At 68.7% G+C, this 18959-nt stretch carries 19 protein-coding genes; 9 read left to right on the top strand and 10 right to left on the bottom strand.

Annotated elements, in window-relative coordinates; all coding sequences use genetic code 11:
* Positions 1–97 precede the first annotated feature (97 nt).
* The 4 genes from JCR33_RS10555 to pheS form a co-directional block, all read right to left on the bottom strand.
* A complete protein-coding gene (locus JCR33_RS10555) occupies positions 98–385 on the bottom strand; it encodes a YggT family protein (RefSeq protein ID WP_198882011.1) in 288 nt (95 codons plus the stop codon).
* A 147-nt stretch (positions 386–532) separates the two neighbouring features.
* Entirely contained in the window at positions 533–2947 is a 2415-nt protein-coding gene (gene pheT, locus JCR33_RS10550) for a phenylalanine--tRNA ligase subunit beta (RefSeq protein ID WP_198882010.1), read from the bottom strand.
* A gap of 19 nt (positions 2948–2966) precedes the next feature.
* On the bottom strand, positions 2967–3554 hold the full coding sequence (locus tag JCR33_RS10545) for a DUF922 domain-containing protein (RefSeq protein WP_198882009.1): 588 nt from the start codon (positions 3552–3554) through the stop codon (positions 2967–2969).
* The gene (pheS, locus tag JCR33_RS10540) at positions 3551–4657 is read right to left on the bottom strand and encodes a phenylalanine--tRNA ligase subunit alpha (RefSeq protein WP_198882008.1); all 1107 of its coding nucleotides are present in this window, start codon (positions 4655–4657) and stop codon (positions 3551–3553) included. The genes JCR33_RS10545 and pheS overlap by 4 nt, the downstream gene beginning before the upstream one ends.
* A 272-nt stretch (positions 4658–4929) precedes the next feature.
* Here pheS and JCR33_RS10535 point away from each other — a divergent pair, with 272 nt between their 5' ends.
* Positions 4930–5562 (top strand): sterol desaturase family protein, encoded by a 633-nt coding sequence (locus tag JCR33_RS10535; protein WP_198882007.1) that lies wholly within the window; start codon positions 4930–4932, stop codon positions 5560–5562.
* Positions 5563–5739: 177 nt separating this feature from the next.
* Here JCR33_RS10535 and rplT read toward each other — a convergent pair whose 3' ends face one another.
* The 4 genes from rplT to rsmI all read right to left on the bottom strand — a co-directional run bounded on the left by rplT (position 5740) and on the right by rsmI (position 8402).
* On the bottom strand, positions 5740–6123 hold the full coding sequence (rplT, locus tag JCR33_RS10530; protein ID WP_198882006.1) for a 50S ribosomal protein L20: 384 nt from the start codon (positions 6121–6123) through the stop codon (positions 5740–5742).
* A 12-nt stretch (positions 6124–6135) separates the two neighbouring features.
* Positions 6136–6333 carry a 50S ribosomal protein L35 gene (gene rpmI, locus JCR33_RS10525; RefSeq protein WP_198882005.1) on the bottom strand — a complete coding sequence of 66 codons (198 nt, stop codon included), beginning with the start codon at positions 6331–6333 and terminating at the stop codon, positions 6136–6138.
* Between the two features lie 140 nt (positions 6334–6473).
* Positions 6474–7403, bottom strand: coding sequence for a glutathione synthase (gene gshB, locus JCR33_RS10520; protein WP_198882004.1), 930 nt, complete (start codon positions 7401–7403; stop codon positions 6474–6476).
* Between the two features lie 57 nt (positions 7404–7460).
* Positions 7461–8402, bottom strand: a complete 942-nt coding sequence (rsmI, locus tag JCR33_RS10515) for a 16S rRNA (cytidine(1402)-2'-O)-methyltransferase (protein ID WP_198882003.1) — start codon at positions 8400–8402, stop codon at positions 7461–7463.
* On the opposite strand from rsmI, the gene JCR33_RS10510 reads away from it, so the two are divergent.
* Together JCR33_RS10510 and coaBC are read left to right on the top strand one after the other, a co-directional pair.
* Entirely contained in the window at positions 8401–9567 is a 1167-nt protein-coding gene (locus JCR33_RS10510; RefSeq protein WP_198882002.1) for a penicillin-binding protein activator, read from the top strand. The genes rsmI and JCR33_RS10510 overlap by 2 nt on opposite strands.
* A 9-nt stretch (positions 9568–9576) precedes the next feature.
* Positions 9577–10785, top strand: coding sequence for a bifunctional phosphopantothenoylcysteine decarboxylase/phosphopantothenate--cysteine ligase CoaBC (gene coaBC / locus JCR33_RS10505; protein ID WP_198882001.1), 1209 nt, complete (start codon positions 9577–9579; stop codon positions 10783–10785).
* Between the two features lie 18 nt (positions 10786–10803).
* On the opposite strand, the gene JCR33_RS10500 is transcribed toward coaBC, so the two are convergent.
* Positions 10804–11688 (bottom strand): LysR substrate-binding domain-containing protein, encoded by an 885-nt coding sequence (locus JCR33_RS10500; RefSeq protein ID WP_198882000.1) that lies wholly within the window; start codon positions 11686–11688, stop codon positions 10804–10806.
* Positions 11689–11803: 115 nt separating this feature from the next.
* Between JCR33_RS10500 and JCR33_RS10495 the strand changes: the two genes are divergently transcribed.
* From JCR33_RS10495 to JCR33_RS10470, 6 genes are all read left to right on the top strand, one after another.
* The gene (locus JCR33_RS10495; protein WP_198881999.1) at positions 11804–12109 is read left to right on the top strand and encodes a hypothetical protein; all 306 of its coding nucleotides are present in this window, start codon (positions 11804–11806) and stop codon (positions 12107–12109) included.
* 113 nt (positions 12110–12222) lie between these two features.
* Positions 12223–13248, top strand: coding sequence for a TRAP transporter substrate-binding protein (locus JCR33_RS10490; protein WP_232372484.1), 1026 nt, complete (start codon positions 12223–12225; stop codon positions 13246–13248).
* Positions 13249–13331: 83 nt separating this feature from the next.
* Positions 13332–14342 (top strand): TRAP transporter substrate-binding protein, encoded by a 1011-nt coding sequence (locus tag JCR33_RS10485; protein WP_198881998.1) that lies wholly within the window; start codon positions 13332–13334, stop codon positions 14340–14342.
* 120 nt (positions 14343–14462) lie between these two features.
* Positions 14463–15485, top strand: coding sequence for a TRAP transporter substrate-binding protein (locus tag JCR33_RS10480; RefSeq protein ID WP_198881997.1), 1023 nt, complete (start codon positions 14463–14465; stop codon positions 15483–15485).
* Positions 15486–15608: 123 nt separating this feature from the next.
* The gene (locus JCR33_RS10475) at positions 15609–16178 is read left to right on the top strand and encodes a TRAP transporter small permease subunit (RefSeq protein WP_198881996.1); all 570 of its coding nucleotides are present in this window, start codon (positions 15609–15611) and stop codon (positions 16176–16178) included.
* A 71-nt stretch (positions 16179–16249) separates the two neighbouring features.
* On the top strand, positions 16250–18028 hold the full coding sequence (locus JCR33_RS10470) for a TRAP transporter large permease (protein WP_232372483.1): 1779 nt from the start codon (positions 16250–16252) through the stop codon (positions 18026–18028).
* Positions 18029–18133: 105 nt separating this feature from the next.
* Here the strand turns inward: JCR33_RS10470 and JCR33_RS10465 are convergent, their stop codons facing one another.
* Positions 18134–18913 carry a succinate dehydrogenase iron-sulfur subunit gene (locus JCR33_RS10465; RefSeq protein ID WP_198881995.1) on the bottom strand — a complete coding sequence of 260 codons (780 nt, stop codon included), beginning with the start codon at positions 18911–18913 and terminating at the stop codon, positions 18134–18136.
* Between the last annotated feature and the right edge of the window lie 46 nt (positions 18914–18959).

Below are 18959 nucleotides of genomic sequence, written 5' to 3'. Positions count from 1 at the left end.
CGGGGCTTGGCAAGATGCCGACCCCAACGATGCACAGCCGCATGCGGGACGGCGATCGCCCGGCGGCCCGGCGGAACGGGTGCGGCGCGCGCCGAGGTCAGACGAGCAGCGGCGCGTTGTTGACGATCAGAACCTGCAGGAAATAGAGGCCGAGCAGCAGGACGAGAGGCGACAGGTCGAGCCCCCCCATGTCCGGCAGCACGTTGCGGATCGGGCGGAGCGCCGGCTCGGTGAGCTTATAGAGCGTGGTGCCGATCGTCGCCACGAACTGGTTGCGCGGGTTCACCACGTTGAAGGCGTAAAGCCAAGAAAAGACCGCTGATGCGATCACCACCCAGGTATAGAGCTGGATGATGGTGAGGATCAGTTGGAGGATCGAGCCCATGGAGCGCCTTTGACCTGTTCGTCCCGTACCTAGCGACGCCCCGCCCTCCCCGCAAGCGATGGCGTGCGACGGGGTTCCATTCGTCGCGGTGTCGGACCGTCTTCGCACAAGCACCGAGGTTCGACCACGATGCTTGTGCGGAGAGCGTCAGCCGCGCAGCGTCGCTCCGGTCGCCTTCGCCACCGCGTCCACCAGCGCCTGCGACACCGTCTCGATGTCCTCGTCGGTCAGCGTGCGGTCGACCGGCTGCAGGGTCACCTCGATCGCCACCGACTTGTGACCCTCGGGCACACCCTGGCCGCGATAGACGTCGAACACCGTGACGTCGGTGATGAGGTCCTTCCGGCTGCCCTTCGCCGCCTTCACCAGCGCGCGCGCGTCGGTCGCCTCGGTCACGATGAAGGCGAAGTCGCGGCGCACCGGCATCAGGTCGGAGGCCGACAGGGCCGGCTTCTTGGTGGCCTTGCGACGCGGCTCGGGCACCGCCTCGAGGGTCAGCTCGAAGCCGACGAGGCGCTCGGGGGCGTCCATCTCGGCCAACAGCGCCGGGTGGAGCTCGCCGAAGTGGCCGAGCACCTTCGGCCCGAGGCGCAGCGTGCCGGAGCGGCCGGGGTGGTAGTGGGACGGCGCATCGCGCGTCACCTCGACCCGGTCGGCCGGACCGCCGATCGCGGCGAGCGCGGCGAGGATGTCGGCCTTGGCGTCGAACACGTCGGCCGCGGCGCCCGCATGCGACCAGTGCCGGCCGACGCCCGCAGGCCGATTGCGGCCCTGCCGCACGCCCGCTGCCGACGTCGTCTGGTCCTCCGGCTCGTCGCCCGCGAACACCTGCCCCACCTCGAAGAGGGCGAGGTCGGCGTGGCCGCGATTGACGTTGCGCGTCACCGCCCGCACGAGGCCCGGCAATAGGCTCGGCCGCATGTCGCTCAGCGCCTCGGCGATGGGGTTCGCGAGCGCCAGCGCCGCGCCGCCACCACCGAAGGCCTCGGCATCCGGCTTGCTCACGAACGACCACGTCACCGCCTCGACCATGCCGCGCGCGGCGAGCGCCCGGCGCGCGGTCGCAACGCGCGACTGAAGCGTCGTCAGCACCTTGGGCGCCACGGGGGCGAGGCGCGGAAGCGGCGTCGGCGCCACGTCGTCGATGCCGACGATGCGCACCACCTCTTCCACCAGATCGGCCTTACCCTCCACGTCGGCGCGCCAGGACGGGGTCGTCACCTGCCACGGCGTCGCGCTGCGGTCGACGGTGAAGCCGAGCGCCGCGAGCGTCTCGGCCGCGGCATCCTCGGTGACGTCGAGGCCGGAGAGACGCTTGATCTCCGTCGGTGGGAAGGCGATCACGCGCGTCGCATCCGGCACCTGGCCCACCGTTACGGTGGGCCCCGGCGTGCCGCCGCAGAGCTCCAGGATCAGCCGGGTGGCGATCTCGAGCCCCGGCTCGGCGAAGGCGGGATCGACGCCGCGCTCGAAGCGATGGCGCGCATCGGAGTTGATGCCGAGGGTGCGGCCGGTGCGGGCGATGTTGATCGGGTCCCACAGCGCCGATTCCACCAGGACCCGCGTCGTCGCCTCCGAGGAGCCGGACGCCTCGCCGCCCATCACGCCGGCGAGCGACTCCACGCCGTTGGCGTCGGCGATCACCACCATCGAGGGATCGAGCGTATAGGTGCGCCCGTCGAGCGCCTCGAAGGTCTCCCCCTCCGCCGCCTGCCGCACCGTGAGGGCGCCCGACACCTTGTCGGCGTCGAACACGTGCAGCGGCCGGTTGAGGTCGTAGGTGAGGTAGTTGGTGACGTCGACCAGGCGGTTGATGGGACGCAGGCCGATGGCGGTGAGCCGGCGCTTCATCCACTCCGGCGATGGGCCGTTCTTGACGCCCTCGATGAGACGCAGGGCGAAGGCCGGACAGTAGGCGGGATCGGCGGTCTCAAGGTCCACGGCGGGCGGCAGGTTGCCGTCGTGGGCGGCGGGCACCTTGTCGTCATAGAGCGGCTTCAGTGCGCCGAGGCCGGCGGCGGCGAGGTCGCGGGCGACGCCGCGCACGCCGAGGCAGTCGGCGCGGTTGGGGGTCACGCCGATCTCGATCACCGGATCGTCGAGCTTCGCCCACTCGACGTAGGGCGTGCCCACCGGCGCGTCGTCCGGCAGGTCGACGATGCCCTCGTGCGCGTCCGACAGACCCATTTCACGCTCGGACAGCATCATGCCCCGGCTCTCGACGCCGCGGATGGTGCCGATGGCGAGGTCGACCCCGGTGCCCGGGATGTGCGTGCCCGGCGCGGCGAACACGCCCACGAGGCCCGCCCGCGCATTGGGCGCGCCGCAGACCACCTGCACGACGGCGCCCGCCCCCGCATCCACGGTGAGGACACGCAGGCGGTCGGCGTCGGGGTGCTGCTCCGCCGTCACCACGCGGGCGATGCGGAAGGGCGCGAGCGGGGCGGCGCGATCCTCCACGCCCTCCACTTCGAGGCCGATGACGGTGAGGCCGTCGAGGATCGCCTCCAACGAGGCGTCGGTATCGAGATGGTCCTTCAACCAGGACAGGGTGAACTTCATGACTGGTCTTCGGTTGGAGTTAGCCGCCGATCGAATAGCCGTGCTGGCGCAGATAGCTGCGGAAACGGGGCATGTCCGTCGCATCGAAGTGCTGCTGCGCGCGGACGTGGGCATCGGCGATCGGGCCGATGATCCGTTCCATTTTCGCCTCTAGCTCCGCGCACGTCGGTGCGGAAGCCTGCCGATAGGCCGACTCGAGTTGGCGGGCATATTTCTGACTGATCTTGATGTGACCCGACTCGTGGATCACGGCGTAGCTCGAGATGACGTCCCACTTCTCCTTGAGATCCGGCGCCGCCGTCTCGCGCTGGCGCCACTCGGGCAGGATCACCTCGGAGCGGATGCCGACGCGACCGCTACGCGAGTAGCGGCAGACACTGCCCTGCTGCACCGGCTCGAAGGAGTGCAGGAACGTGGTCTCGACCGCGGCGAAGGCCCTCCCGCTCAGCCCCGGAACCTCTGGGCCGTGGGTCGACAACGAGCGCTCCAGCGCCGACAGCGACGAGCCCGACACCTTGTAGGTGCGGACGCTGACGTCGGTCGGCGGTGCGGAGATGCAGCTCGCGAGACTGAGAAGGAGGATCGCCGCGGCGAGCCGGCGAATCACCTCGACAGGCCTCCCGCGAGCGAGGGGCGATCGAGCGGACCGAAGCCGTAGTGGCCGAGCCAGCGCACGTCGGCTTCGAAGAAGGCGCGGAGGTCCGGCATGCCGTATTTGAGCATGGCGATGCGGTCGATCCCCATCCCCCAGGCGAAGCCCTGGTAGACGTCGGGATCGAGGCCGCAATTGCGCAGCACGTTCGGGTGCACCATGCCGGAGCCGAGGATCTCGAGCCAGTCGTCCCCGGTGCCGAGCTCGATGCCGTCGGCGGAGCGGCGGCAGCGGATGTCGACCTCGTAGGACGGCTCGGTGAACGGGAAGAAGGACGGGCGGAAGCGCATCGCCGCATCCTCGACCTCGAAGAAGGCCTTGCAGAACTCCGTCAGCACCCACTTGAGGTGGCCGACGTGGGCCTGCTCGTCGATGACGAGTCCCTCAACCTGATGGAACATCGGGGTGTGAGTCTGATCGGAATCGCAGCGATAGGTGCGGCCGGGCGCGATGATGCGGATCGGCGGCTTCTGCCGCAGCATGGTGCGGATCTGCACCGGCGAGGTGTGGGTGCGCAACAGCCGCCGCGTCCCGTCCGCCCGCTCGGGCAGGAAGAAGGTGTCGTGCATGTCCCGCGCGGGATGACCCTCGGGGAAGTTCAGCTTGGTGAAGTTGAGGTCGTCGGTCTCGATGTCCGGCCCCTCGGCGATGGTGAAGCCGAGGTCGGCGAAGATCGCGACGAGCTCGTCCATCACCTGGCTGATGGGGTGGATGCGCCCGTCGACGGTGCCGCCGAGCTGAGGCTCCAGCGTGACGTCCACCGTCTCGGCGGCGAGGCGGCGGGTGAGCGCTTCCGCGGCCAAGGTCTCGCGCCGCGCGGCGATGGCGTCGCCGATGCGGGCCTTGAGGCCGTTGAGGGCCGGACCCATCGTCTTGCGCTCGTCCGGGCTCATCCGGCCGAGCGTCTTCATCTTCTCCGAGACGGAGCCCTTCTTGCCGAGCGCGGCGACCCGCACCGCCTCCAGCGCCGCCTCGTCGCCCGCAGCGTCCACGGCGGCGTTGATGTCTGCCTCGAGGGCAGCCAAGTCGTCCGGGAGCGGGGTGGGCGCCACGTCCATAGGTGTCAATCCTGTCGTTTGCCGAACTCTAACAGACCGCGCTTGCGAAAGAAGACGCGGCGGCGGCGGGCCGCACCGGATGTGGCGGTTGACCGTCCGTCGTTGCCCTTCTGCACCACGCGCGGAGGGCTCGCAATCCATTCCGAAGTGTGGCATCTACATGCGACGACTGGTGTCGTTCTGTTTAACTGTTCGAATGCAACGCTAGTGCTGCGCCGTCCTTCGGAGATCGCCGAGCACGAGAGCATCGGCGGACCGCTGACGGAGAGGCTATGGCACTGTCGCACGAGGCGGCGGACACGGGACCGTTCCGCCACACCCCCTTCACCATCATGGGAATGTCGGGCCTCAAGCCGATCCTGCTGGTATCGACGGGAATGGCGGTGCTCTACACCCTCCTCGCCATCGCCTGGAGCGGCGCGCCGCTGATGGTGCTCGGCGTCGTCGCCGCCGGCCTCTTCTACTGGACGTTCCTGGAATACCTCCTGCACCGCTGGGTGCTGCACTGGGAGCCGGAGGACAAGCGCTTGAAGATCGTGCGCAAGTGCTTCCCGAGCCACCGGCCGCACCACAACGACCCGATCAAGGAGCGCATCAACGTCAAGCTCCAGCTCAAGATCACCGTCTATCTGTCGCTCGTCTACACCGTCTTCATGTGGCTGGTCGGGGTGCCGCTCGCGGTGTCGCTGGCGCTCAACGCCGGGGTCCTTCTCGGTTACCAGGCCTACGAATACGTCCACGTCGCCTGCCACCATCTGCCGATGCGCAACGCCTGGGCCCGCACCCTCAAGCGCCACCACGCGATCCACCATCACCGCGACGAGACGGTGAACTACGGCGTGACGACGACGATCTGGGATTCCGTGTTCCGCACCACCTGGAAGCCGCAGCGCCCCACGACCTGATCGCCGCAGGTCTCTCGCGCCATCCGCGATAAGGCCGCGCGCCGCGCCTCCGCCGCCGATTGCAGGTTCTCCGCGGGCGGCACGGGCGGCCTTGAAACGCATTCGGCGGGCCGTGGGGCCCGCCGAACACACATTCGCCATCGGATCGGATCGCCGGACGTGCCGGCGGGGGACGCCTCAGGCGGCGGGGTTGCCCTGCAGCTCCGCCGGGAGGGCGGCGCGGGCCTGCTCCACGATCGCCGCGAACGCCGCAGGCTCGTGGATCGCCAGATCGGACAGCACCTTGCGGTCGACCTCGATGCCGGCCTTGTTGAGGCCGTCGACGAGACGCGCATAGGTGAGGCCGAGCGGACGGACCGCGGCGTTGATGCGCTGAATCCAGAGCGCCCGGAACTGGCGCTTGCGCACCTTGCGGTCGCGATAGGCGTACTGGTTCGCCTTCTCGACGGCCTGCTTGGCGACGCGGATCGTATTCTTACGCCGGCCGTAATACCCCTTGGCCTGCTTCAGAACCTTCTTGTGCTTGGCGTGGGCGGTGACGCCGCGCTTCACTCGAGCCATGGATCAACCTCCTCAGGCGTAGGGCATGAACGACTTGACGACCTTGGTGTCCTGCGGGGACATCACGGTCGTGCCACGGGCCTGGCGGATGAACTTCGTCGACCGCTTGATCATCCCGTGTCGCTTGCCCGCCTGGGCCACCTTGACCTTGCCCTTGGCGGTGATCTTGAAGCGCTTCTTGGCGCCCGACTTCGTCTTCAGCTTGGGCATTTTCAACTCCATCATTGGCGGTCGCCGCGGCATGCCCGCTCGTCCGGCAAAACTGCCGGTCCCGGCGAATACCGGGATATGGCCGGGCGACCTTCTGGGTAGAGGCGGCTATGTACGCGCTGCCGCCCCGTTTGACAACCTCAGAGCTTGGCTTCGACGGCATCCCAGAACATCGCCGCGACGTCCGGTCCGCCGAGCTTGGCCACCGCGCGAATGCCGGTGGGCGAGGTCACGTTGATCTCCGTCAGCATGCCGTCGATCACGTCGAGGCCGGAGAAGAGGAGCCCCATCTCCTTGAGCCGGGGGCCGACGCGGGCGATGATCTCGCGCTCGCGCTCGGTGAGCTCGGTGGCGTTGGCCGCGCCGCCGCGCACCATGTTGGAGCGGATCTCGCCCTGCGGCGGCACCCGGTTCACCGCGCCGGCGAACACGCCGTCGATCAGGATGATGCGCTTGTCGCCCTCGGTCACCCGCGGCAGGAAGCGCTGGATCACGTAGGGCTCCCGGAACACGCTGTCGAAGAGGTCGAGCAGTGAGTTAAGGTTCGGGTCCCCGTCGCCGATCTTGAACACCGCCGCGCCGCCGTTGCCGAACAGCGGCTTCACGACGATGTCGCCATATTCCTTGCGGAAGGCGGCGATCTCAGCCCGGTCGCGGGTGATCAGCGTGTCCGGCATCAGGTCGGTGAACTCGATGACGAAGAGCTTCTCCGGAGCGTTGCGCACGCCGGCCGGGTCGTTCACCACCAGCGTGTCGGCCATCTCCAGGAGATGGGTGGAGGCGACGTAGGCCATGTCGAAGGGCGGATCCTGGCGCAACAGCACCACGTCCATCTCGGCAAGGTCGGTGCGCACCGGCGCGCCGAGGGTGAAGTGGCTGCCCGCCTCGTCCCGCACCGTCAGCGGCTCGAGCCCGGAATAGACCGCCCCTTTCAGAAGGGCGAGCCGCTCCGGCGTGGTGTGGAACAGCTCGTGGCCTCGGCGCTGGGCCTCCAGGAGCAGGGCGAAGGTGGAATCGCCGGCGACGTTGATGCCGGCGATAGGGTCCATCTGGACCGCGACCTTGACCATAGACGTATCTCCGCTTGCCGCCCTGACATGCGGCCCCGAGCCCTGCAACGCAAGGCGCTATTCGGCGGGGCCGCCATCCTTCAGCGCAAGGGCTCGGCGGTAGAGGTCGCGCCGGTTGCGTCCGGTGGCGCGGGCGACGTCGGCCGCCGCCGCGCTCACGGGCAGATGTTCGAGGGCCGCCCGCAACATCGCCTCCACCTCCGCCTCGTCGTAGCTGCCGCCGTGGGCGGGCGGACCGATGACGATGACGATCTCCCCCTTCGTTTCGCCGGCGCCGTAGCGATCGGCGAGCTCGGCGAGCGTGCCGCGGTCCACCGTCTCGAAGCGCTTGGTCAGCTCGCGGGCGACGGCGGCGGGGCGATCGCCGAGGCCGGCGGCGAGGTCGGCGAGCGCCTCGCCGATCCGGTGCGGCGCCTCGAAGAGCAGGAGGGTCGCCGGAACCTGGGCGAGTTCGGCGATGCGGCTACGGCGCGCGGCCTCCTTGGGCGGCAGGAAGCCGGCGAAGCAGAAGGCGTCCGACGGCAGCCCCGCCACCGAGAGCGCCGCCACGGGTGCCGACGGCCCCGGCACGGCGTGCACCGGATGGCCCTCCGCCCGCGCCTCGGCGACGAGCTTGTAGCCCGGGTCGGAGATCAGCGGCGTGCCGGCGTCGGAGACGAGCGCCACCGCCTCCCCGGCCGCGAGGCGGGCGAGGAGCTTCGGACGCTGCCTCTCCGCGCCGTGCTCGTCGTAGCGCACGAGGGTGGTCGCGATGTCGAAATGGCTGAGCAGGCGGCCGGTGTGGCGGGTATCCTCCGCCGCCACGCAGTCGGCGCCGGCGAGAGTGCGCAGCGCCCGCAGCGTGATGTCCCCGAGGTTGCCGATGGGCGTCGCCACCACGTGGAGCCCCGGCGCCGCCGGCTCGACCGGAAAGCGCGTGCCCTCCACGGAAAAACTGCGCTGCGCCACGCTTCCTCCTGGCTTGAATCGAGGGTGTTCAATGGTAGAGGATCGCCCCATGAGCAAGGCATCCTTCCTGACGCGCGGCTTCGGCGCGCTTTTTGTTGCGCCGCTTCTCGCCCTCGGCGGGTGCTTTGGCATCGGCGGCGACGGCACCCCCTCACCCGACGTGGTGGTGACCCAAGAGCCGCTGCCGGCGCAGGAGATCGTCATCGGCGACGGCGGCATGACGGTGGCGATGCTTCTGCCCATCACCGCCGGCGGCAGCGCCTCCGGCCTCGCCCTGTCGTTCCAGAACGCCGCCCAGCTCGCGATGGACGAGGTGCCCGCCGACAACATCCGCATCGTGGTGCGCGACACCGGGGGGACCGCCGAGCAGGCCCGCGCCTCCGCCGAGCAGGCGGTGACGGGGGGCGCCCAGCTCATCCTCGGGCCGGTGTTCGCGCCGGCGGTGTCGGGGGTGGGCGAGCCCGCGCGGGCGGCCGGCGTCCCGGTCATCGCCTTTTCCACCGATGCCGGCGTCGCCGGCAACGGCGTCTATCTCCTCTCCTTCCTGCCGCGGCAGGACGCGACGCGCATCGTCTCCTTCGCCTCGCAGAAGGGGGTGAAGGCGTTCTCCGCGCTGGTGCCCGACAACGGCTACGGCCTCGTGATGGAGGCCGCCTTCCGCGAGGCGGTCGCCTCCGCCGGCGGGCGCGTGGTGGCGGTGGAGCGCTACGGCCCGCAGGAGATCGGCATCAAGGCGAGCGCGCTCGCCGGCCGCGGCGCCTTCGAGGCCGTGTTCGTGCCCAACGGCGGCGACGACCCCGCCGCCGCTGCGAGCGCCTTCAACAGCGCCGGCGTCACCGCGCGCCTGTTGGGCTCCGGCCAGTGGGACAATCGCGAGGTGCTCGCCGCCCCCGCCCTCGTCGGGGCCTGGTATCCCGGCCCGACGGGCGACGGCTACCGCGCCTTCGCCGAGCGCTTCAAGACGAAGTTCGGTGCCCCGCCGCCGCGCACGGCCTCGCTGGTCTACGATGCCGTGCTCCTCGCCAACGGTCTCGCCGGCACACGCGGCGCGGCCGCCTTCCGGCCGCAGTCGCTGCAGGCGCCGGACGGCTTCATCGGCGTCGACGGCGTCTTCCGCCTGACCGCCAACGGCCTCTCCGAGCGCGGCCTCGCCGTCTTCGAGGTCGGCGCCGGGGGCGAGGCGAGCGTCATCTCCGCCGCCCCCACGAGCTTCTGAGGCCGGGGGATGGCGCGCATCCTCATCGTCGTCTCGGGAGGGATCGCCGCCTACAAGGTGCTCGATCTCATTCGCCGGCTGCGCGAGCGGGGGCACGAGACGCCGGCGATCCTCACCGAGGCGGGCGCCCGCTTCGTCACGCCGCTTTCGGTGGGCGCCCTCTCCAACGCGCCCGTCCTCACCGACCTCTTCGACCTCGACCGGGAGCGGGAGATCGGCCACATCCGCCTCGCCCGCGCCGCCGATCTGGTGCTCGTCGCCCCCGCGACGGCCGACATCCTCGCCAGGATGACGGCCGGCCGGGCCGACGACCTCGCCACCGCGGCGCTGCTTGCAACCGGTGCCCCGGTGCTCGCCGCCCCGGCGATGAACCCCCACATGTGGGCCCATCCCGCGACGCGCCGCAACGTCGCCCGGCTCGTCGCCGACGGCGTGCGCCTCGTCGGCCCGGACGCAGGGGAGATGGCGGAGCGGGGCGAAGCCGGGATCGGCCGGCTCGCCGAACCCGGCGCGATCCTCGCCGCCATCGAGGCGATCCTCTCGCCGGACCGCCCGCTCGCCGGCCGCCACGTGGTGGTGACGAGCGGGCCGACCCACGAGCCGATCGACCCGGTGCGCTACATCGCGAACCGCTCGTCCGGCCGGCAGGGCCACGCGATCGCGGCGGCCGCCGCCCGCGCCGGGGCCCGCGTCACGCTGGTGAGCGGCCCGGTCACGATCCCGACGCCCGAGGGGGTCGACATCGTCGCGGTGGAGAGCGCGCGGGACATGCTTGCCGCCGTCGAGGCGGCGCTTCCGGCCGACATCGCCGTGATGGCCGCCGCCGTCGCCGATTGGCGCGTCGAGGCGGCGCCGCAGAAGATGAAGAAGACCGGCGGCGGCCCGCCGACGCTCACCTTGTCGGAGAACCCCGACATCCTCGCCACCGTCAGCCGCTCGGCCGCGCGTCCGCCGCTCGTCGTCGGCTTCGCGGCCGAGACGGAGAACGTCATCGCCTACGCCCGCGACAAGCTCGCCCGCAAGGGATGCGACTGGATCCTCGCCAACGACGTGTCGGCCGGTGTCTTCGGCGCCACCGACACGCGGGTGCATCTCGTGACCGCCGAGGGGGTGGAGGACTGGCCGCCGGAGACGAAGGACGCCGTCGCCGCCCGCCTCGTCGAGCGGATCGCCGCGGCGATCGACGAGAAGGCGCCGCGGCCGAACGGTCGAGCCTGAGCCGCGCCGAGGCTCGCTTCAGGCGGCGACGCCGAGGTCGGGCCGCACCTTGAGGCTGCGGAAGGCTGCGGCGAGCTCGCCGGCGAAGGCGTCGACGAGCTCCTTCGGCTCCGAGCGCGCCCGCAACAGCGCCACCTCGATGAAGCCCGGCTCCGGCAGCCCCGCGTCGGCCCCCACCTCCCGGAGCCCCTTGCCGAGGAAGGAGGTAGGCAGCGGCGCGACGGCGAGCCCCGCCCGCACCGTCGCGGTGAGCGCCGCGGCATTGAGCCCGGTATAGGCGATCCGATAGGGCACGCCGGCCGCGGCGAGCTCCTCGAGCGCCCGCGTGCGCCAGACGCAGCCCGGCTGCCACACCGCGAGCGGCAGCGGCCGCACGTGCTCCACCCCATGGTCGGGCGGCGCCGACCAGCGCAGGGCCTCGCGGTGCACCACCTCCACACCCGGCATCGTCTCGTCCACCGTGACGATGGCGACGTCGAGCTCGCCGGCGACGATCATCTCGGCGAGCTCGCGGCTCTGCCGGCACTCGATCTCCACCTCCACCTGCGGATGGATGCGGGCGAAGCGGCCGAACGCCTCCGGCAGGAAGGCTTCGGCGTAGTCGTCCGGCGTGCCCACGCGGATGCGGCCGGAGAAGGCGCGGGTGTCGAGGCGGCCGATGGCCTCGTCGTTGAGGCGGACGATGCGCTCGGCATAGTCGAGCAGCTCCTGTCCCGCGCTCGTCATCCGGTTGCGCCGGCCCTGCTTGGCGAAGAGGGGTTGGCCGACCACCTCCTCCAACCGCCGCATCTGCATGCTCACGGTCGACTGGGACTTGTTCACCCGCACGCCGGCCTCGGTGAAGCTCGGCGCGGCGGCGCAGGCGAGGAAGGTGCGGAGGCTGTCGATGTCCAAACTTTGCATGCTCTCATCCATCGCAGATCACGATGCATTCCATCATAAACATTCATTAGACGGATCGGTCAAGCCATGCCATCTCAAACAGCGATGAAACGGGTGCAATTGATCGGAGATTGCAATGCGTTGGATAACGAGCACGTCCCTCGACGAGACAACCGACCAGTTCTGGGCGCTGCGTCGGACCTTTGCCCCTCTCGCCCACGTGATCCGCCGTTTCGTGGGGATCGATGATCCGCTGTACGCCTACGAGCCGCTCGACGACGACCAGCTCGCCGACATCGGGCTCGCGCGACAGGACATCGTCGCCGCCCGCGACGCGGCCGATCCCCGCGGCACCCTCGCCCACGGCTATGCGAGCCGGCGGGACGAGATCGCGGCCGCCCTCGCCGCCCTCATCCGGGGCCGAACGGCCCGCAGCCACTGACCGAACGGCCGGTGGAGCCCGGCCGTCCTTCCTAAGGTGTTGTCTCGCTGAATTCTTGCCGCTACCGTGTTGGCAAGGGCAAAAGCCTTGAAAAATAACACTTGGGAGGGAACATGTTCGCACAAAGGACGATGATCGTCGCGACCGCGACGATCGTTGCTGGCCTCGGCTCCGCCTCTGCACAAGAAATTACGCTCCGGATTCAGAATCACCAGAGTCCGGAGTCCCTGTCGGGCAAGAATATCGCGCAGTGGCAGGACGACGTGGAGACCATGTCCGGCGGTCGCGTCAAGATCGAGATGTTCTACTCGTCGGCCATCGTGAAGTCGGTCGAGACGTTCGATGCGGCGATCAACGGCATCGTCGACGGCGACTTCACCAACGGCTCCTATCAGACCGGCAAGGACCCGGCCTTCCAGTTCGTGTCCGACATCATGGGCGGCTACGAGACGCCGTGGCAGATGTACGCCTGGCTCTACAACGGCGGCGGCCTGGAGCTCGTCCAGAAGCTCTACAACTCGTACGGGATGTACCTGCTCGCCTGGCAGGTGCCCGGCATGGAATCGCTCAACGCCGCCAAACCGCTGCGCGGCCCCGAGGACCTCAAGGACTGGAAGTTCCGCTCACCGCCGGGCCTCGAGACGCAGATCTTCCAGAACCTCGGCGCCTCGCCGGTGGTGATCGACTTCACCGAGGTGTTCACCTCGCTGGAGACCGGCATCATCGACGGTGCGGACGCCTCGAACGCCTCCACCAACCGCTCGCTCGGCATCTACGACCTCGCCAAGCACTCCACCTATCCGGGTTTCCACTCGATGCCCGCCGACCACTTCGCGCTGAACCTCGAGGTGTGGAAGTCGCTGCCCGAGGACATCCAGCGCATCATGGAGGTGGCGGCGCAGAAGGCCTCCTTCCGCACCACGCTCGACTACTCGGTCGACATCCAGAAGACCGTCAACGAGCTCGCCGGTGACGTGACCTTCTACGACTGGTCGCCCGAGGACCGGGCCACCTTCCGCGAGGGTGCGCGCAAGGCGTGGGCCTCCTTCGCCGAGGGCTCCGACGCGGCGGAGGAGCTCGTCCAGTCACACCTCGCCTTCATGAAGCAAATCGGCCTCGTCACCTCCGGCGCCGAATAATCGGGACGTGTCTTCCGCGGGCGTTCGCGCCCGCGCCTCAGCATCACCGTAGCCGGCAGAAGACCGGCACCTGGAGGACATTCATGCTTCGCACCCTGATGGCCGCAACGGCCTTGACCGCGTTCTCCCTCTCCGGAGCGCTGGCGCAGGACAACTTCACCCTGCGGATCCAGACCCACCTCTCGCCCGAATCGGTCTCCGGTAAGAACGCGTCCCAGTTCTTCGACGACATCCAGGTGATGTCGGGCGGCCGCCTCACCGTCGAGCCCTTCTTCTCCTCCGCCGTCGTGAAGTCGGTGGAAACCTTCGACGCGGCCGTCAACGGCATCCTCGACGGCGACATGACCGGCGGCGCCTACCAGACCGGCAAGGACCCCGCCTTCCAGTTCGTCGGCGACCCGATGGGCGGCTACGACACCCCCTGGCAGATGTACGCCTTCCTCTACAACGGTGGCGGCATGGAGGCGGCGCAGGCGCTCTATAACCAGTTCGGCATGCACCTCGTCGGCTGGTGGATCCCCGGCCAGGAGTCGCTCGCCTCCACCGAGCCGCTGCCGGGCCCCGAGGCCCTCGTCGACTGGAAGTTCCGCTCGCCGCCGGGCATGGAGACGAAGATCTTCGCCAACATGGGCGCCTCGCCCATCGTGATGGACTTCACCGAGGTCTTCACCGCGCTGGAATCGGGCATCATCGAGGGGACGGACCACTCGAACCTTTCGACCAGCCAGTCCGTCGGCATCTACGATCTCGCCAAGCACGCGACCTATCCGGGCTTCCACTCGATGCCCGCCGACCACTTCGCCCTCAACCTCGACGTCTGGAACGGTCTGCCCGAAGACCTGCAGCGCATCATCGAGGTGGCCTTCCAGAAGTGCGCCTTCCGCACCACGCTCGACTACCAGGTGGACATCCAGCGCGCCGCCAACGAGCTCGAGGAGAGCGGCGTCACCCTCTACAACTGGTCGGCCGCGGACCGGGCCAAGTTCCGCGAGGCCTCGCTCGCCGCGTGGGACGAGTTCGCCACCTCCGACAACGCCAAAGCGCTGGTGCAGAAGCACAAGGAGTTCCTGCACACGATCGGCCTGCTCGACTAGGCCGCGCGAGACCGGCGGGCGGCCGTCATGCTGCCCGCCTCCCTTGCACCGCCGGTCCGCCCGCATCGTCCGCCGCGTGAGGCGCGCCGGACGGGGGCCGACCGCCACAGGAACAAACCCATGCGCATCTTATCCCTAGGCGCGGCGGCGACCGTGGCGAGCCTTGCAGCGCTCGCCGCACCCGCCGACGCCGCGGAGCCCGAGATCACCCTCCGCATCCAGAACCTCTTCAGCGCCGAATCGCTGCCGGGACAGAATGCGGCCCAGTTCTTCGACGATCTGGAGGTGATGTCCGCCGGCCGCATCAAGGTGGAGCCGTTCTATTCATCCGCCGTGGTGAAGTCGGTCGAGACGTTCGATGCCGTCGTCAACGGCATCCTCGACGGCGACATGACCCAGCCGTCCTACCAGACCGGCAAGGACCCGGCCTTCCAGTTCGTCGGCGATCTGATGGGCGGCTACGACACTCCGTGGCAGCTCTACGCCTTCTTCTACAACGGCGGCGGCCTGGAGCTCGCCCGCGAGCTCTACGCCGAGTACGACATGCGCCTCGTCGGCTGGTGGATCCACGGCCAGGAGGCGCTCTCCTCCTCGAGGCCGCTCGACGGCGTCGCCTCCCTTGAAGGCTGGAAGTTCCGCTCCCCGCCGGGGATGGAGACGACCATCTTCGCCAACATGGGCGCCTCGCCGGTGGTGATGGACTTCACCGAGATCTTCACCGCGATGGAATCGGGCGTGATCGACGGGGCCGACGCCTCGAACCTCGCGGTCAACAAGTCGCTCGGCATCTACGACGTCGTCGACCACGCCACCTATCCGGGCTTCCACTCGATGCCCGCCGACCACTTCGCCATCCGCCTCGAGACGTGGGACGCGCTGCCCGACGATCTGAAGCGCATCGTCGACGTCGCCTGGCAGAAGCACGCCTTCCAGAACTCGCTGTCGCACGCGATCGAGATCGACAAGACGGCCAACGCCCTGCGCGAGGCCGGCGCGACGCTGCACGACTGGCCCGCCGAGGACCGCGCCGCCTTCCGCGAGGCCGCCGTCACCGCGTGGGACGAGTACGCGACGTCGGAAATGGCGAAGAAGTTCGTCACGCGCCACAAGGAATTTCTCGGCCGCATCGGGCTGCTCGACTGACGAGCATCCCCTCCAGCCGCCTCGCGGCGTCATCGACGGGCCGGGTCACCGGCCCGTCGCCGTCTCTAGGTTCCCGTGTCTCGACCGTTCCGACGGTCCGCCCGCCATCGAAGGAGAGGTGCCATGGTCGAATTCGAACCGCGCAGCCCCATCGACTACATCAGCCTCGGCATCAGCCGTGTGGGCATGTTCCTTGTCGCGGTGATCGTCGCGATCATGTTTTACGAAGTGATCATGCGCTACTTCTTCGAAAAACCCACCCTGTGGGTCAACGAAATGAGCCTATGGATCGGCGGCTTCATCTATCTTCTCGCCGCTCTCTACGTGCTCCAGCAGCGCGGCCACATCCGCATCACGATGCTCTACGATATCGTGCCACGCTGGGTGCAGCGCATCTTCGACATCATCTCGACCGTCTGCATCGTCATCTTCGGCGTCATGATCATCCATGGCGGCTTCAACGAGGCGGTGGCGAAGTATGGCCGCTGGGAGACCTTCGGCACGGCCTGGGATCCGCCGATCCCGGCGACCATGAAGCCGGCGATCCTGATCGTCGCCGGGCTGATGATCGCCCAGTCCATCGCGAACCTCATCGCGGACTGGAACCGCGGCCCCTACGGCGAGAGCGACGACGATGTCGCGAGCGAATATCGCGGCGCCTACGAGGAAACCGTCTCGGACAGGCACGACTGATGGCCGCCTCCCCCGCTCGCCCCGCCCCCCTCGCCGTGCGCCGCTCGCCGGCCCGAACCCGATAGTCCGTCATGCCGTTCAATCCCTGGTTCGTCTTCCTCCTCGTCTCGATCGCCTGGTTCGCCTACCTCTCGGTGCGCCGGGCCGACCTCCTCGCGGCGATCTTCCTGGCGCTCGCCTTCACCATCCTCATCTTCGTCTTCCCGCCCGAGCTTGCCGACGGGCCCAACACCGAAGGCATCCGCGACGCCTTCTGGCAGGCCTTCTCGACCCTGCCCAAGGTGTCGGGGATGGACGTGGCGACGCTGTCGATCATCCTCTTGATCGGCATCTTCCTGCTCCTCGCGATCGGCATGCCGCTCGGCTTCGCGTCGGGCTTTCTCGCCGTCCTCGTGCTCTATCTGCGGTTCGGACCCGACGTGCTCTTCCGCTCCTTCGGCACCGGCCCCTTCTCGGTGCTGTCGCAGCGGATCTACGGCTTGATGACCGACTACGTCATCATCTCGGTGCCGCTCTTCATCTTCATGGCCTCGCTCTTGGAGCGCTCGGGCCTTGCCCGCGACATGTACAACGCGCTCAACGTATGGTTGTCGCGCACCCGTGGCGGCATCGCGCTGGTGACGGCGATCATGGCCATCATCATGGCGGCGATGTCCGGCATCATCGGCGGCGAGGTCGTGCTTCTCGGCCTCATCGCCCTGCCCCAGATGCTGCGGCTCGGCTACAACCAGAACCTCGCCATCGGCACCATCTGCGCGTCCGGCTCGCTCGGCACGATGATCCCGCCGTCGATCGTCCTCATCATCTACGGCCTCGTCACCGAGACCTCGATCCAGGCGCTGTTCACCGCGGCCTTCGTGCCGGGCTTCATCCTCGCGGCGTGCTATCTGATCTACATCGTGGTGCGGACACAGCTCAATCCTTCGCTCGCCCCGTTGCCGCCGGAGCAGGAGGGCGACCTCGTGGGATGGGCCAAGCCGGTCCGCTTCCTCGCTTTTCTCGTCATCCTCGTCGCCGGCGCCGCGGCCGTCGCGGCGGTGCTCGTCTTCCTCCAGTCGACCTTCGGGGCGCGCAGCACCGGCCTCTTCCTGCCCGATCCGCGGACCGACGCCATCGCCCTCGTCGGCGCCGCGGCGATCCTGATGGCGCTCGTCTTCGCCGTCATCGGTCCGGGCCGGGTGCGCGAGGCGTGGGAGATGGGCAAGGGCCTCGTCGCCCCGCTCATCGTGGTGTTCGTGGTGCTGGGGTCGATCTACGGCGGCGTCACCGGCATCACCGAGGCGGCGGGAATGGGCGTCGTGGCGGTGCTCGTCTTCATCGTCCTGCGCGGCGAGTTCACCTGGCGCCTATTCTACCAGTCGCTCCAGCGCACCTTCAAATCCACCGGCACCATCTTGATGGTGACCATCGGCGCCACCGCGCTGGCCGGCGCCTATTCGATCGCCGGCGGCCCGGCCTACGTGGCGAACCTCATCACCGGGGCCGATCTCGCGCCGTTCATCGTGATCCTCATCATGATGGGCATCTTCCTGGTGCTCGGCGCGCTGATGGACTGGGTCGGCATCGTGCTCCTGGTTATGCCGGTGTTCCTGCCCATCATCCTGAAGCTCGACCTCGGCATGACGGCCACCGAGGCGCGCATCTGGTTCGGCATCCTGTTCTGCGTCAACATGCAGGTGTCGTTCCTGTCGCCCCCGTTCGGGCCGGCGGCCTTCTACCTGAAATCGGTCGCCCCGCCGCACATCACGCTGCCCGACATCTTCAAGGGCTTCCTGCCGTTCATCGGGCTGCAGCTCTTCGTGCTGATGCTGGTGCTGATTTTCCCCCAGCTCACCCAGGTGTTCCTCTGAGGGGTGCTTCCCCGAGAGGGTGGGCTCATCGCCGGCCCTCTCCAAAAACAAAAGCGCCGCCGGGAAACCCCGGCGGCGCTTTTTCGTGCGCGATGGCGGGTCGCCTCAGACGCGGCGCTCGACCATCAGTGCCTTGATCTCGGCGATCGCCTTCGCCGGGTTGAGCCCCTTCGGGCAGGCGTTGGCGCAGTTCATGATGGTGTGGCAGCGATAGAGGCGGAAGGGATCTTCCAGCGCGTCGAGCCGCTCGCCCGTCTTCTCGTCGCGGCTGTCGACGATCCAGCGGTGCGCCTGGAGGAGCGCGGCCGGGCCGAGGTAGCGATCGCCGTTCCACCAGTAGGAGGGGCAGGAAGTGGAGCAGCAGGCGCACAAGATACACTCGTAGAGACCGTCGAGCTTCTCGCGGTCATAGTGCGACTGGCGCCACTCCTTCTGCGGCTGCGGCGTGTCGGTCTTGAGCCAGGGCTCGATCTCGCGCAGCTGGGCGTAGAAGTTGGTGAGATCCGGGATGAGGTCGCGAATCACCGGCATGTGCGGCAGCGGGTAGATCGTCACCGCGCCTTCGACTTCGTCCATGCCGGTGGTGCAGGCGAGCCCGTTGAGGCCGTTCATGTTCATGGCGCAGGAGCCGCAGATGCCCTCGCGGCACGACCGGCGGAAGGCCAGCGTCGGGTCGATCTTGTTCTTGATGTAGAGCAGACCGTCGAGAATCATCGGGCCGCAATCGTCGAGGTCGATATAGTAGGTGTCGACCTTCGGATTGTCGGTTCCCTCTTCCTGCCAGCGGTAGACGCGGAACTCACGCAGATTGGTGGCGCCTTCCGGTTTCGGCCAGGTCTTACCCTCTTCGATGCGCGAATTCTTGGGAAGCGTCAGCTGGACCATGTCTCACTCTGTCGGTTGCGTCGGCCGGCGTGGATGGCGTCGAGCG

This window comes from Acuticoccus mangrovi, assembly GCF_016411865.1.
Lineage (GTDB): Bacteria > Pseudomonadota > Alphaproteobacteria > Rhizobiales > Amorphaceae > Acuticoccus > Acuticoccus mangrovi.
Note: the sequence above shows the minus strand (reverse complement) of the source record. Positions and strands in the feature narration are given on the sequence as shown.

Bases quoted from the DNA above. Each gene is read 5' to 3' on its own strand.
- coaBC (WP_198882001.1), top strand. From the start codon at position 9,577: ATGGCGCGCATCCTCATCGTCGTCTCGGGAGGGATCGCCGCCTACAAG.
- JCR33_RS10500 (WP_198882000.1), bottom strand. From the start codon at position 11,688: ATGCAAAGTTTGGACATCGACAGCCTCCGCACCTTCCTCGCCTGCGCC.
- rpmI (WP_198882005.1), bottom strand. From the start codon at position 6,333: ATGCCCAAGCTGAAGACGAAGTCGGGCGCCAAGAAGCGCTTCAAGATC.
- JCR33_RS10475 (WP_198881996.1), top strand. From the start codon at position 15,609: ATGGTCGAATTCGAACCGCGCAGCCCCATCGACTACATCAGCCTCGGC.
- JCR33_RS10480 (WP_198881997.1), top strand. From the start codon at position 14,463: ATGCGCATCTTATCCCTAGGCGCGGCGGCGACCGTGGCGAGCCTTGCA.
- JCR33_RS10535 (WP_198882007.1), top strand. From the start codon at position 4,930: ATGGCACTGTCGCACGAGGCGGCGGACACGGGACCGTTCCGCCACACC.
- JCR33_RS10510 (WP_198882002.1), top strand. From the start codon at position 8,401: ATGAGCAAGGCATCCTTCCTGACGCGCGGCTTCGGCGCGCTTTTTGTT.
- JCR33_RS10555 (WP_198882011.1), bottom strand. From the start codon at position 385: ATGGGCTCGATCCTCCAACTGATCCTCACCATCATCCAGCTCTATACC.
- pheT (WP_198882010.1), bottom strand. From the start codon at position 2,947: ATGAAGTTCACCCTGTCCTGGTTGAAGGACCATCTCGATACCGACGCC.
- JCR33_RS10490 (WP_232372484.1), top strand. From the start codon at position 12,223: ATGTTCGCACAAAGGACGATGATCGTCGCGACCGCGACGATCGTTGCT.
- pheS (WP_198882008.1), bottom strand. From the start codon at position 4,657: ATGGACGTGGCGCCCACCCCGCTCCCGGACGACTTGGCTGCCCTCGAG.
- gshB (WP_198882004.1), bottom strand. From the start codon at position 7,403: ATGGTCAAGGTCGCGGTCCAGATGGACCCTATCGCCGGCATCAACGTC.
- rplT (WP_198882006.1), bottom strand. From the start codon at position 6,123: ATGGCTCGAGTGAAGCGCGGCGTCACCGCCCACGCCAAGCACAAGAAG.
- JCR33_RS10470 (WP_232372483.1), top strand. From the start codon at position 16,250: ATGCCGTTCAATCCCTGGTTCGTCTTCCTCCTCGTCTCGATCGCCTGG.
- JCR33_RS10495 (WP_198881999.1), top strand. From the start codon at position 11,804: ATGCGTTGGATAACGAGCACGTCCCTCGACGAGACAACCGACCAGTTC.
- JCR33_RS10465 (WP_198881995.1), bottom strand. From the start codon at position 18,913: ATGGTCCAGCTGACGCTTCCCAAGAATTCGCGCATCGAAGAGGGTAAG.
- rsmI (WP_198882003.1), bottom strand. From the start codon at position 8,402: ATGGGGCGATCCTCTACCATTGAACACCCTCGATTCAAGCCAGGAGGA.
- JCR33_RS10485 (WP_198881998.1), top strand. From the start codon at position 13,332: ATGCTTCGCACCCTGATGGCCGCAACGGCCTTGACCGCGTTCTCCCTC.